Genomic DNA, 13,057 nt, shown 5'->3' with positions numbered 1-13,057 from the left:
GACAGCCGATGACCAACGCATCAACGCGCGGCGCTTGCGTGGTGGCGGCTGGACGTCTCGCATCGCCTGGCTCTGGCTCGCCGCGCCATCTGAAGTCAATCTTCGTCTCCAATGCAGAGTCTGCTGAATACCGTCGCACCGCCTGCGACCACATATGCCCAGCCCATTGTGCGCGATGAGCTCGGGCGATGATCTCGTCGGTCATGCACCCGGCCCGTCGTACTTGGTGGATGGATCGTCGGGATGCCGTCTCAGAAGCTCGACAAGCACGAGCGCTGCCTGGGTCTCGGCCGTGCGCTCGGCGACGGGGTGGCCGAGAACGGCCTGAATCCGCTCGAGCCGGTTGATGAGCGTGTTGCGGTGCAGAAAGAGACGTTCAGCTGCCGGCGCGATACGCATCCGCGTGTCGAAGAACGCCCTGACCGTGTTTCGCATCTCGGCCATTTCGGGGCTGTCCGTGGCGAGATCGCGAAGCTCGTGCTCGACGAACCAGCGGGCGCGTTCTTCGTCCCGCAGAAGGACGATCGCCAGCGCAGCGTCGCCGTAGGAGATTCCGCCGCCCGCGCCCAGCCTGGCGGCCAGCCCCAGCGCGTCGGAGGCCTCCAGGAAGGTTCGTCGGAATCCGCCGGCTCCGGGGTGCGGTTCGCCGATGCCGACGAGCAGGGGTGCCGGCACCCGGAGATCCTCGACTCGAGGTGTCTGCGGCGGGCGATCGGTGGTGACCCAGAGGTGAATCGTGCCAGCGCTCGTCTCGTATCGCAGCATCCGTTCGCTGCCGACTCCCCGAGCGAACAGGTGCACGATGCCGTCCAGGAGTCGCCGTTCGACCGCACCTCCCGGAGGTGTTCCGATGGCGCAACCGAGGTGCCAGCCGATCAGTGGGATCCGCAGCACCTGGGTGGCCACTTCGACATCCACGGGAGCCGGCGTCACCAGCGATTCGATCGCGCTCCGGATGCGGACCTGCTCAGCCAGGTAGACCCGCCGGCGTTCCTCGACGATCGCATCGGTTGCTGCACCGATCCAGGCATCCATCGTCTCGGTGACCGATGTCGCCACGGCCGCGACGACCCTGATGCCCTCTGGACCCACGCTCACGGCGGCATCGATCAGGAGCGACAGCCACTCATGCTGCATGCTCCGCAGTGCTCGGGTGATGTCCGACAACGGGATGTCCCGCGCAACGATGTCTTCGGCGAGATCGCGGTCGATGGCCTCCGTGTCGGCTGGGAGCTCGTCTTCGCCGGCGAGGTGGAGCAGCGTCGCGGTGAGCACGTGCTGGGCGAACGTTCGAATGATCGGCCACGGCGCGAGCGAGTCGTGAATCTGCTCGTGCAGCGCGGCGAGGGATTGCTCCACGGCCCCGGTCACCCACCGGGTTGCTCCGTCTCCGAGTCGGGACCGTACTTGATCGGCCTCGTGTTCGGCCAGCGAGGCCGCCCCGAGGTCAGCGTCCCAGTCGAGCGTGGCGATGACGGTCGCCATCGAGTCTGCTGTCGACACGCGGTCAGCTTAACTCAGGAGGGGCAGAGTGCACATCGTTTCGTCGAGGGCTGCGACAGAGCGCACGATGACCCGAATACCGATCCACGAGAACGTTGATGTGTCGCGGAAATGCCGCGCGAATCCATTGAAAATCAACGTGATCTGGAGGTCACAACATGTCCGAACACAATGTCATCGCAGTCTCGTTCCACGACCGGAGCAATGCATATCAGGCGCTCAGCGAACTCAAGGGCGCTGCGCTCGAGGGGCGGGTCGACGTGCTCGCCGCGAGCATCGTCACCCGTGACGAGCAGGGCCGACTCGACGCCCCGGAGGGAGGCGACACCCTGGGTGGGGCCGCCACTTTGGGAGGCAGTCTGATCGGGCTCATGATCGGCGTCATCGGCGGCCCGATCGGGATGCTCTTCGGGTGGACCGGAGGCCTGCTGGTCGGCGGCGCCTTCGACATCCGCCGCGCTGGCGACTCCGAAAGCGCGCTTGGCGAGATCAGCCGTTACATCCCGCTGGGCGGCACGGCCGTGGTCGCAGAGGTCAACGAGTACGCCGCCGAGGTGGTGGACAGGCTCATGGCCGAGCAGGGCGGAACCGTGTATCGGCGTCCCGCCGACGTGGTGCTCGCCGAGCTCGAGGCCGCGGAGGACGCCTACGGGAAGGCGCAGAAAGAAGCCGACCGGGTAGCGCGCGAAGAGCGGAAGGCAGAGCGCCGCCAGAACGCCGAGGAGCGCATGGCCGCCCTCAAGGAGAAGCTCGACGCCGCCTGAGTCGCGGGCCGATCGGGGCACCGTGCCGCGTTCCGACACGCACGGCTGCCCCGATCGCCGCGACTCCTCAGGGCATCGGCGAACGGCTGCCCTATCGGCTCCCGACAACCGAAATCACGAGCAAGGGACAGGAAATCATGGCGATCGAACGACCGGTGCTCGCGAGCGGCGGCACACGACCGGCGCGATTCACGCAGCATCCAAGGGAGGCGCTGTACGCGTCCATCACCGGCGTCGCCACGCTGCTGGTCATGATCCCGTCGTCTGAGGCGTTCACCGGACGATCCGCAGCGAGCAGCCTCCTCGGCACCATGGGAGGACTGTTCGCCGCGAGCCTCGTCGCCGACACGATCGCGCACGCCAGCGAGCGCGGAGGGGCGACGCGGCCCAGCACGTTGCGTCACATCCTCGGAGCCTCGATCCGCGCGCTGGAAATCACCGTCGTGCCCGCCGTCTTCCTGCTGCTCAGCGACACCGGCATCTGGAGCCTGAGGACGGGCCTGATGCTCGCGATCGCAACTCTCACCATCACCCAGCTCGTGCTCGTGCTCTGGGGCTTGCGCGGGAGCGCCACGACGAAGGGGCAGAAGGCCGGCTACCTGCTGCTCCAGCTGGCGGCCGTCGGCGGAGTCGTCCTGCTCAAGGCCTGCGTCCACTAACCCACCCAATCCCGCGAACCAAGGAGAAGCATGCGATTCCAAACTCGTCGCCTCGACCTACCCTCGACCGAAACTGCCCGAAGCGAACGGCAGGATGGCGCGATCCCCAAGAGATCCGGCGCCGCGCCGGCCGATTCCCGCCGGACATCCATTTCGCGATTGTGGAGCGACGGTCTCGGGCGCGCCGGAACCCGCGGCGCGCAGATACTCCTCGTCGGCGCCGTCGTCGTGGCACTGGTCTGGCTGCTCAGCCGCCTGTCGATCGTCACGATCCCTCTCGCGCTCGCGCTGATCTTCGCAGCGGCGTTCGCACCGTGGATGGAATGGAGCCGACGACATCGTCTCCAGCCCGCGCTCGGCGCGGCGCTCGCACTCGTGTTCCTCCTCACGGTGATCACCGCCACTCTTCTCTTCGTCGTGGGATCGGTCAGCCTCGAATGGCGCGAGCTCGCGATCAAGACTGAGGATGGCTTCCAGCGCGTCGTCGCCTGGATGCAGACCCTGCCGTTCTCACCCGACCAGGGTCAGCTGAATGACCTCGAGGAGCAGATCAGCGCCTTCGTCACGAGCACCGAGTTCGGATCCGGGGCGCTCGGCGGAATCGGCGCCGTCACGGAAGTCGGCGCGAGCCTCGGCCTGATGGCGATCATCCTCTTCTTCCTCCTCAAGGACGGCCCGCAGATGTGGGAGTTCCTCGTGCGACCACACGAGGGCGTCGCCTACGACCGTGCGGAGCGCATCAGGCGGAAGACCGTCGACGTCTTCGGTGGCTACATTTCCAGCACCGCCGCCGCTGCACTGTTCGACGCCGTGGGAATCTTCATCGGCCTACTCGTTCTGCAGGTTCCCCTCGCGCTACCGCTCGCGATCCTCACGCTCCTGCTCGCCTTCATCCCGATCATCGGCGCCGTGAGCGCGGGTGCAGTCGCCGCCCTGGTCGCCCTCGTCAGCAACGGACCGCTCAACGCGGCACTCGTCGTGGTCGTCGTCATCATCGTCAATCAGCTCGAAGGCAATGTCTTGAAGCCGCTCCTGATGGGCAAGACGGTCAGCCTCCACGCACTCGTCGTGCTCGTCGTCATCACCGCGGGCACGGCCCTCGGCGGAATCACAGGAGCCCTGCTCGCCGTACCGCTCACTGCCGCAGCCTGGGGCGTCGTGCAAGTCTGGGATGGCGACAACATGCCCGCACGCTGGGCACGCCCGAAGACGCGCGAGCGGCCAGCGCCCGGCGCCGGTGGAAGAGAGCTCAGTTGAGGTGGTGCGCCCATGCCGCGGGGCACCATGGGCCCGAAACCGGCGTCACGAGCTTCTTTCGGGGTCCGACATCGGATCCGGCGCTTCGTCTCGGCGACTCCGTTGCACGGCGCCGAGGAGCACCTGGATGCCCGCGCCGAGAACGAGGAGGTTCAGGATCATCTGCACCATGACGAGGAGTCGCGTGGCCTGGCTGGTGGGAGAGACATCCCCGAAGCCGACCGTGGCGAAGACCGTGACGGTGAAGTACAGGGCGTCGAGGCGGGTCAGCCCCTGGGCGCTGAAGGCGTCGAGGTCGGCATTCGCCATGACGAAGTACATGGCTGCGAACAGAAGGAGGTACAGCGGCGCGGTGATGGCGAGAGCCTGGATCGCTCGGACTCTCGGGTGAGCGGACCGAGTGATCGCGCGCACCTGCCATGCCGTGACCGCGAACAAGACCAGGAGCGCGGTCGTCAGCGTCGCCCAGACGGGCACCGCCTCGATGAGATCGAAGGGCACCAGAAAGTAGAGGGCGACCAGTACGGCGGTCGATGCCAGAGCACGCAGCAGCCCCAGTGCGATGAGGCGGCGCCGCTTGGCCGGCGACAGGGGCTGCGGATCGACGTCGGTCACGGGATCGCTCTGAACCGTCTTCCTGTTCCACCGCACGTGATCCTCCGAAGCACACAGGTCGGCCGCTGCTACCGCACCAATTCGAACTCGCCGGGCCTCCAGGTCTTGTCGAAGAAGGGCTGCAGCGGGCTGTACAGCCGAAGCAACACGAACCAGCCTCGCTCCGGATCGGTCTGGATCCAGTTCGAACGGGGGACGCCATCGGGCTGGGTCGGGGCGAAGTACACCACCGTGGAACCGTCGGCCTCGGCCTGCGCCGCGGGTGACGGATACTCCTGGCTGCCCGCGCGCGGAGAGATCTGATCGGTCTGCAGGAGCGAACGCGTCTGGTTGTCGTAGGCGTTCAGCGACCAGAACCGGGCGGCGGGGACGTCCTTCGGCAGCCGCACCCGATACGTCTTGGAGCCGTCGAATGCGCCGCCATCTTGATCGACATTGGCCACGAGGTACTGCGACCCGGCGTTGGTCAATCGCATGCACATCGCCGGGGTGACGCCGGTTGCCGTGTAGAAGAACGACGTGCGCGCGTGGAGCGTGCGTGCCCCCTTGTTGGGGAAAGGTTCGATTCCATCGGCGGTGATGCGGGGTGGCGGGTTGAGGAACTCGAACCCTCCATCGAAGAGCATGTTCCACCAGGCGGAGTCGTCGTAGTACCGGAAGTCGTCTGACGGGTGGGCACCCATGCCCAACGTGCGCGCGGCAGCATTCGCGACGGCCGCGGCGTCGTCCAGGATGGCGCGCAGCCGGGCATCCGGCGCGAATGTCTCGCCCTTGACGATCCCGATCGCAGCGAAGTCGCCAGCCGTGTCGGGATCGAGTGCCGCTGCCGGCTCGAGTTGGACGAGGGCATCGAGCATCTCGAAGTGGCCGAAATCGGTGGGCGGGAGGGTGTTCATCGCGAGGCCGCTGCCTTCCACGAAACGGGGACTCTTCGACTCCGCGAGCTGGCCCAGAGGCCCGTTCCCGGTCAGGAATGCTCCGATGCTGCTCCCGATACCGCCCGGCGTGTACGGAGAGACCTTCAGCTGTTCTCGGATCCGGTCAGCGGCCGGAGCGGGATCGTTGCCCGGGTACTCGTTGATGAACGCACGGCCCAGGAACACCACGTGGTTCGTGCGCGAGTGGCGCACGTAGCATCCCCCCTCGGGCAGCGGGCCGTCATATCCGGGCGGCACCAGCAGGTACGCGCCGCCTTCGCCTCGATCGGGACCGGGAAGCCCGAAGTCGGTGATCCATCGGAACCACATGTCGTCGATGACGCCCAGCGTCTCCGACGGCGTCTCGACCACGACGGGCCCCTCTGAAAGGTCCAGGAACGCCCAGAAATAGACGGTGTCTGCGTTGCCGGTGAGAAACAACGACTTCGAGTCCATCAACTTCGAGTAGAGCAGGACGTCTCCATCGTTGATGCCGACGTTCTGGAAGCCGTCACGAAGGGCCACCAGCGAGACCCCCTGAACCGAGTTCATGAACGCCTCGACCCCGTGGAGGTAATCCAGGTGGTCGCGGAGCTTCGTCGCGGTCTCCCCCGTGGGGTAACCGTCGGTGAACTCCAACCTCCCGATTCCGGTATCCACGCGCGATGGAGTCGTCACCGATTCGGGAACCGGCGTCCTGGTTGCATCGTTTCCGGGCATCGCGGCCTCCTATTGCTGGTCCCCATCACCCGGCAACGTAGTGAGCACGCGGGTGCCGGTCATCATATGAATTGGGTGAAGATGCCGCAGAAGAGCGCGTGTGGTCGTGACGCTGGTTTCATGCGGTCTCCATGATGCGGCGCAACGACGGCACCGGGTGCAATGAGGTCGGCCGACAACGCGGCCACCGTTTCAACACCACCAATAGAAGGGACACATCATGAGCGACACGAGGAACGACGCACCGGTGCTCGATCTGCTCTCACGGATGACTGCAGACTCGTTGGCCGCATCCGATCTCGACATCGAAACCCTGATCCTGGTGCGAATCGCCGCGCTGGTCGCGGTGGACGCGCCGGCGGTGTCCTACGCGCTGAACCTCGAGGCCGCCAGTGAGGCGGGCCTCGACGCAGAGACGGTTCGGGGCGTCTTCACGGCGATCGCGCCCATCGTCGGCACCGCGCGGATTGCGGCAGCGACCGGCAAGATCGTCAGGGCACTCGCGGCCGAGATTCAGCTCGCGGAACTCGAGGTCGCCGAACTCGAGTTCGAAGAAGACGACGAGACGTAGGAGCGCAGGCAGCGGCGCAGCGCTCAGCGGCTGACGCCGGCACGCAGACGTTCATGCAGATCGCGTGACGCGGTCGTGACCCTCGGAGCTTACGTTGCTGGCACGGACGTCCCTTTGGGAGGGGAAAGCTCATGAATCCTGATCGCCATGCGCGCACGATGCTGCCGATTCCGGACCGGCCGGCGCCGGGGCTCACGACCTATGACGCGAAGGATCCCGACACGGCGTATCCGCCGATCGAGCCGTTGCTGCCGCCCGACGGCGCACCGAACGTGTTGATCGTGCTGATCGACGACGTGGGGTTCGGTGCGTCGAGCGCGTTCGGCGGCCCGTGCCAGACGCCGAACGCCGAGAAGCTCGCGGCCGGGGGCTTGAAGTACAACCGCTTCCACACGACGGCGCTCTGTGCGCCGACCCGGCAGGCGATGCTGACCGGGCGCAATCACCACTCGGTCGGCATGGGCAGCATCACCGAGACCGCCACCTCGGCGCCGGGCAACAGCTCGCTGCGGCCGAACACCAAGGCGCCGCTCGCGATGACGTTGAAGCTCAACGGGTACTCGACGGCGCAGTTCGGCAAGTGCCACGAGGTGCCGGTGTGGCAGTCCTCCCCCATGGGTCCGTTCGACGCGTGGCCGTCGGGCGGCGGCGGCTTCGAGACGTTCTACGGCTTCATCGGCGGCGAGAACAACCAGTGGGATCCCGCGCTCTATAACGGTACGACTCCGGTCGAGCCGCCGGCGACGCCCGAAGAGGGCTACCACCTCACCGAAGACCTCGCCGACCATGCGGTCAGCTGGATCCGCAGCCAGAAGGCGCTGATGCCCGACAAGCCGTTCTTCGTGTACTTCGCCCCCGGCGCCACGCACGCGCCGCACCATGTGCCGAAGGAGTGGGCTGACAAGTACCGGGGCAAGTTCGCCGACGGCTGGGACGTGCAGCGCGAGCGCACCTTCGCCCGGCAGAAGGAGATGGGCGTCATTCCCGCCGACGCGGAGCTCACGCCGCGGCACGCCGAGATCCCGGCGTGGGACGACATGCCCGACGACCTGAAGCCGGTGCTCGAACGTGAGATGGAGATCTACGCCGGATTCCTCGAGCACACCGACCACCACGTCGGCCGGGTGATCGACGCGATCGACGACCTCGGGGCGCTCGAGAACACCCTGATCTACTACATCATCGGCGACAACGGGGCATCCGCTGAAGGCACCCTGAACGGCGCGTTCAACGAGATGGCGAACTTCAACGGCATGGCCGCGCTCGAGACGCCCGAGTTCATGCGCTCGAAGATGGACGAGTTCGGCACGCCGAGCTCGTACAACCACTACGCGGTGGGCTGGGCTCACGCGATGGACACGCCCTTCCAGTGGACCAAGCAGGTCGCGTCGCACTGGGGCGGCACCCGCAACGGCACCATCGTGCACTGGCCTGCGGGCATCACGGAGCAGGGCGGGCTGCGCAGCCAGTTCACGCACTGCATCGACGTCGCCCCCACCATCCTCGAAGCCGCCGGGATACCCGAACCGACGATGGTCAACGGCGTGCAGCAATCGCCGATGGAGGGCACCAGCATGCTCTACAGCTTCCGGGAGCCGGATGCCGCCGAACGGCACGAGCTGCAGTACTTCGAGATGGCCGGCAACCGCGGTCTCTACTTCAAGGGCTGGAGCGCGGTCACCAAGCACCGCACACCGTGGGAGCTGGTGGGCGGCACGCTCGTCGCATTCGATGACGACGTCTGGGAGCTCTACGACGGCAACGCCGACTACAGCCAGGCCCGCGACCTCGCAGCAGAGCACCCAGACAGACTGCACCACCTGCAACGCCTCTGGCTCATCGAGGCCACGAAGTACAACGTGCTCCCGCTCGACGATCGGCTCATCGAACGGGCGAACCCGGATATCGCGGGTCGTCCCACCCTCATTCGCGGGAACACCCAGCTGCTGTACGCCGGGATGGGACGGTTGAGCGAGAACAGCGTGGTGAGTATCAAGAACAAGTCGTTCTCGGTCACCGCTGAAGTCGACGTGCCCGAGGGCGGGGCCAACGGCGTCATCATCGCCCAGGGCGGCCGCTTCGGCGGATGGAGCGTCTACCTGACCGGCGGCGCGGCGAAGTTCGTCTACAACGTGCTCGGCATCCAAGAGTTCGCCATCGAGGCCGACCGGCTGGTGCCGGCAGGAACACACCAGGTGCGCGTCGAGTTCGCCTACGACGGCGGCGGCCTCGGCAAGGGCGGCGACGTCACGCTCTACTACGACGGCGACGCCGTCGGCACGGGCCGGGTCGGCGCCACGCAACCGCTCGTGTTCTCGGCCGACGAGACCACCGACATCGGATACGAATCCGGCACCGCGGTCAGCCCCGACTACACCCCGCAGAGCAGCCGATTCACCGGGACGATCAACTGGGTGCAGATCGACACTGGCGACGACGACCACGACCACCTCATCGACCCCGAGGAACGGATGCGCATCACGATGGCCAGGCAGTAGCGGCTCGAGCGGCATCCAGTCTCGCTTCACCGCCGTCGGGCGGGCGGTGGCCGTGTCAGTGCCGGCTGCTCGTCGCCGGGCGGGCGGCGCTCTCACCTGAGTGGCTCCACAGGCGGCCGATCACGGCGAGGTGGATGACGCGACCGATGGTCGCCGCGACGAGGAAGACGGCCATCAGCACGAACAGCCAGCCGATGTACGAGAAGGCCAGTCCGAGTACGCCGAATTGATCGGCGGAGGAGGCGAGCACCCTCGGGAGGTACACGCGCCCCACCACCGCGGCGACGGCGAACCCGAGCCCGGCGAGCACCGATCCCGGGAGGAGTGCTCGCAGGCTGACGCTGCGGTTGATCACGATCCATGACGCGATCCACCACAACACGCACCAGACCGCCGCCTCGATGATGAACTCGAGCCCTGATATCGCGCCCGCGCCGCGCACGACGTTGCGGGTCGCGACCACGAGAATGATGCCGACGACGACCGCGACGATCGCGACGACCCAGCGCCACGCGAAGCGGATGCCGACTTTCGGTGTCTTCCAGATCCGACGGATGCAACGCTCGAGCGCGCGGGCGAATGAGGTCGCGGCGATGATGACCAGCAACGCACCGACCACTTGCGTGAACGTCACTCCCCCGACCTGCTGCGGCATCGACTGCTGCACCAATTCTGCGGTGCGATCATCGAGGCTGAGATTCGCAGCGAATGCCGCGTCAGCCTCGGGGTTCAGGCTCCCCCGCAGCGAACCGGCGACGATGAGGATCGGCAGGATGGACGTGAACGCCTGTGCGGCGAGCGTCATCGCCCGATCGAACAGTTCGAGGTCGCGGATGTCCCGGAGCGAACGCAACACGAGTCGCCCGGCCGCTGAGCGCACGCCGGCGCGCATCAGTCGGTTCACCGGCAGCTGAGCCATGATCACCTCACAACGTGCGCATCGAACGGAGCGAGAGCGAGAGGAGAGCAACCGATCTCGCGGCCGATCTTCGGCTCCACTGTGGTGCACCCGCCGAGGCATCGCATCATGTGAACCGCGTGATCCTGTGTCGACGAGATGCTCGAGGAAAACGGCGGAGCGACGCGCGAGCGCCGGCCCCTCACGAATCACGACTCGGTGTTCCGCATTCCGTCACAAAGAACCGCACTGTTCGCACTGGTCGGCTACAGTGCCGCCGTGCAGTGCAGGCCCCGAGACCTTCGCGTGGCGTGATACTCGGGTTGGGATCCGGCGAGTGAGATGAGTTCGGAATGGACGCACCAGGTCGAGGCAGGCAAATCGCCAACCGCGCGACTGCCGCGCTCGTCGTCGTGTCGGTGCTGCTCATCGTCGTTGCCGCCCTGGTCGCACCCCAGGAGCCCGGCGGTGTGCGGTTCTCTGCGGCACAGGTGTACGTGTGGGCGTCGAACGACGCAGACGGTGCGATCGGCCGTGTGAATACGCTGACGAGCGAATTCGACGCGGCGCTCTCGCTGGATGTCGGCAAGATCGACCTCGCGCAATCACCCACTTCAGTGCTGGTGATCGATCGTGAGATCGGTTCGATCGTGCCACTCGACCCGGCAACCCTCGAGTTCGGCGATGCCGTTCGCTTGCCGTCGAAAACCACGGTGGTGGCGCTGATCCCGGCGCAGAAGGGCCACCAGGGCCACCAGGGCCACCGCGGCGCGGGAACGGGCGCAGGCACCGAGCGGGTGGCCCTGCTCGCACCGAACACCGGAAGACTGTGGGTCACGCCCGCTGACCGACTGTCGAAGTTCGATCATTCGTCACCGCCGTCGTTCGAGTTCGGCGAGGGGGCTGCGATGGTGGTCGATGCCGCGGGCGAGCTCATCGTCGCCTCGCCGCGAGACGGGTCGGTATACCGGGTCGGTGACGATCATTCCGAACGGATCGGCGGGTTCGAACCATCCCGAGGGTCGGCCTCCATGCCCGTGCAGGTGTCAGCGACATCCGCCGGCTGGGCCGTGCTCGACCCACGCAGCAAGCGGCTCTTCTCGTCGGAAGGAATGATCGATCTCGGTCATGCGGTCAGTGCCGGCGCTGAGCTCGCGCTTCAGCACGTCGCAGTCGGCAGCAGGGCGGATGCCGCGGCAGACCCCGGTCGAGTTCTTGTCGCCACCTCGTCAGAGCTCCTCGCGATCACCGCGACGGGTGAGGTTCGAGTACTCGCTCGAGTGAGCGGCGATCCTGCGAAGCCGCTGTCGGTCGGCGGCTGCGGGTTCGCCGCATGGAGTGACGGCAACGATTGGTCGCAGTGTGCCGAGAGCGGCGATCGCGTGGCAAGTGACGCCCGGCCGCGCACCGCCGCAGCTCCCGTGTCGAGGCGCGGAGTTTCCGGTGATGAGGGCGGAGGCGGTTTCCGCGGTGCGGCGCCGATATTCCGTGCGAACGGCGGAGCGTTCGTGCTCAACGATCCCGCGACCGGCGAGGTGTGGAACGTCACCGCAGATGGAGCTGTGCCGGTCTCCTGGGCAGAGCTACTCGGCGAGAACAACGATGCCGCGCTCGCGTTGGAGCCGGGCATGCCGAGCGAACGCGGGCCCGACTCACCACCGGCGCGGCGGGCGCCCCCGTCGACGACCGCGCCCGATGCGCCGGCTCCACCCGGGAGCGGTGCGCAGAACCCTGAGTCGCAGCCTTCGCGCGCGGTCGCCTCCGGCCCGCAGAGGGAGCCGCTGCAGCCCAGTGGCGTCGGTGTCGTGGTGGATGCGGCATCCGGAACGATCTCGCTCGACTGGCCCGATTTCGGGAGTGCGGCGCCGGTGCTCGGCTATTTCGCGCAGCGGCTCGCTCCGGGTGAGCATCAGACCGCGTGCAGTGTCGCCTCGACCGGTGCGGTGACGCCGCCGACCGGTGACGTACTCGACGTCGGGCGGGCACGGTCGGCCATCTTCGGGGGCGCGCCGCCGCCCGACGGAGGCTACCGCTTCATGGTGTGGGGGTACACGGCGACCGCGTGCGCCGGGAGCGAGGCGGTGACGGTGCTCCCCGCCCCCGTGCCGTCGGCCGTCGCCGACGTCGGCGGCGCCATGACGTGGGTCGGTACTCGATACGAGTACCGCATCGCGCCTGCCGGCGGCGCGGCCCTGTACGAGCTGCAACGACTCGATACGGAGCGCGAGCCGGTCGGTGAGCCCGTCGTGTTCAGCGGCGCGGCCGTGCCGCGTGAGCTCACCGGTGACGTCTTCGGCGAACCGGTGGTGTTTCGGCTTCGTGCGTGCACGGTCTGGGGTGCGGATGCCGCGTGCGGGCCGTGGTCGGAGCATGCTGCTCCCCAGCCATCCCTCGATTTCACACTCCCCGGACTCGTGTACTCAGAGGAGCGCGGTGAGTGGACGTGGGTCGCCCTTCCCGACAACGCCGGTCAGTCTGCGCGGGTGCTCTGCATGGGCAGGTCAGGGCCGGCCGGGCAGGTCGAGATTGCGGATGGCTACTGCCGGACGGGTGAGGCCTTCGCGTCGGGCGATGCGATCCTCAGGGTGCGGATCGCCGGCGTGGTGCTCGATATCGTCGGCTCCGACCGCTGAGGTCGAACGCACCGCTGAGTTC

Annotated in this window: 10 protein-coding genes; 6 read left to right on the top strand and 4 right to left on the bottom strand. The window is 67.2% G+C overall.

Annotated features, from left to right (window positions below; genetic code table 11):
* Positions 1-201: 201 nt before the first annotated feature.
* Positions 202-1,485 (bottom strand): PucR family transcriptional regulator, encoded by a 1,284-nt coding sequence (locus tag DCE93_RS06990; protein WP_108595251.1) that lies wholly within the window; start codon positions 1,483-1,485, stop codon positions 202-204.
* 278 nt (positions 1,486-1,763) lie between these two features.
* On the opposite strand from DCE93_RS06990, the gene DCE93_RS06985 reads away from it, so the two are divergent.
* From DCE93_RS06985 to DCE93_RS06975, 3 genes are all read left to right on the top strand, one after another.
* On the top strand, positions 1,764-2,267 hold the full coding sequence (locus DCE93_RS06985) for a DUF1269 domain-containing protein (RefSeq protein ID WP_146184957.1): 504 nt from the start codon (positions 1,764-1,766) through the stop codon (positions 2,265-2,267).
* Between the two features lie 137 nt (positions 2,268-2,404).
* Entirely contained in the window at positions 2,405-2,926 is a 522-nt protein-coding gene (locus DCE93_RS06980; RefSeq protein WP_108595249.1) for a hypothetical protein, read from the top strand.
* Positions 2,927-3,085: 159 nt separating this feature from the next.
* Positions 3,086-4,183 (top strand): AI-2E family transporter, encoded by a 1,098-nt coding sequence (locus DCE93_RS06975; protein WP_244284264.1) that lies wholly within the window; start codon positions 3,086-3,088, stop codon positions 4,181-4,183.
* A gap of 45 nt (positions 4,184-4,228) precedes the next feature.
* Here the strand turns inward: DCE93_RS06975 and DCE93_RS06970 are convergent, their stop codons facing one another.
* Both DCE93_RS06970 and DCE93_RS06965 read right to left on the bottom strand, forming a co-directional pair.
* Positions 4,229-4,798: a potassium channel family protein gene (locus DCE93_RS06970; protein WP_168186182.1), complete on the bottom strand. Its 570-nt coding sequence runs from the start codon at positions 4,796-4,798 to the stop codon at positions 4,229-4,231.
* A 68-nt stretch (positions 4,799-4,866) separates the two neighbouring features.
* Entirely contained in the window at positions 4,867-6,435 is a 1,569-nt protein-coding gene (locus tag DCE93_RS06965; protein ID WP_108595247.1) for a DUF1254 domain-containing protein, read from the bottom strand.
* A 220-nt stretch (positions 6,436-6,655) separates the two neighbouring features.
* On the opposite strand from DCE93_RS06965, the gene DCE93_RS06960 reads away from it, so the two are divergent.
* Both DCE93_RS06960 and DCE93_RS06955 read left to right on the top strand, forming a co-directional pair.
* Entirely contained in the window at positions 6,656-7,006 is a 351-nt protein-coding gene (locus DCE93_RS06960; RefSeq protein ID WP_108595246.1) for a carboxymuconolactone decarboxylase, read from the top strand.
* Between the two features lie 131 nt (positions 7,007-7,137).
* A complete protein-coding gene (locus tag DCE93_RS06955; protein WP_108595245.1) occupies positions 7,138-9,504 on the top strand; it encodes an arylsulfatase in 2,367 nt (788 codons plus the stop codon).
* 55 nt (positions 9,505-9,559) lie between these two features.
* Here the strand turns inward: DCE93_RS06955 and DCE93_RS06950 are convergent, their stop codons facing one another.
* The gene (locus tag DCE93_RS06950; RefSeq protein WP_168186181.1) at positions 9,560-10,423 is read right to left on the bottom strand and encodes a YhjD/YihY/BrkB family envelope integrity protein; all 864 of its coding nucleotides are present in this window, start codon (positions 10,421-10,423) and stop codon (positions 9,560-9,562) included.
* Positions 10,424-10,755: 332 nt separating this feature from the next.
* On the opposite strand from DCE93_RS06950, the gene DCE93_RS06945 reads away from it, so the two are divergent.
* On the top strand, positions 10,756-13,035 hold the full coding sequence (locus DCE93_RS06945) for a hypothetical protein (protein ID WP_108595243.1): 2,280 nt from the start codon (positions 10,756-10,758) through the stop codon (positions 13,033-13,035).
* Positions 13,036-13,057 lie beyond the last annotated feature (22 nt).

The sequence above is a fragment of the Agromyces badenianii genome (assembly GCF_003070885.1).
Lineage (GTDB): Bacteria > Actinomycetota > Actinomycetes > Actinomycetales > Microbacteriaceae > Agromyces > Agromyces badenianii.
This window is presented reverse-complemented; position numbering and strand designations above follow the sequence as displayed.

What these genes read in the sequence shown, in the direction of transcription:
- DCE93_RS06945 (WP_108595243.1), top strand. Translation starts at nt 10,756, where the DNA reads ATGGACGCACCAGGTCGAGGCAGGCAAATCGCCAACCGCGCGACTGCC.
- DCE93_RS06960 (WP_108595246.1), top strand. Translation starts at nt 6,656, where the DNA reads ATGAGCGACACGAGGAACGACGCACCGGTGCTCGATCTGCTCTCACGG.
- DCE93_RS06990 (WP_108595251.1), bottom strand. Translation starts at nt 1,485, where the DNA reads ATGGCGACCGTCATCGCCACGCTCGACTGGGACGCTGACCTCGGGGCG.
- DCE93_RS06955 (WP_108595245.1), top strand. Translation starts at nt 7,138, where the DNA reads ATGAATCCTGATCGCCATGCGCGCACGATGCTGCCGATTCCGGACCGG.
- DCE93_RS06950 (WP_168186181.1), bottom strand. Translation starts at nt 10,423, where the DNA reads ATGGCTCAGCTGCCGGTGAACCGACTGATGCGCGCCGGCGTGCGCTCA.
- DCE93_RS06980 (WP_108595249.1), top strand. Translation starts at nt 2,405, where the DNA reads ATGGCGATCGAACGACCGGTGCTCGCGAGCGGCGGCACACGACCGGCG.
- DCE93_RS06965 (WP_108595247.1), bottom strand. Translation starts at nt 6,435, where the DNA reads ATGCCCGGAAACGATGCAACCAGGACGCCGGTTCCCGAATCGGTGACG.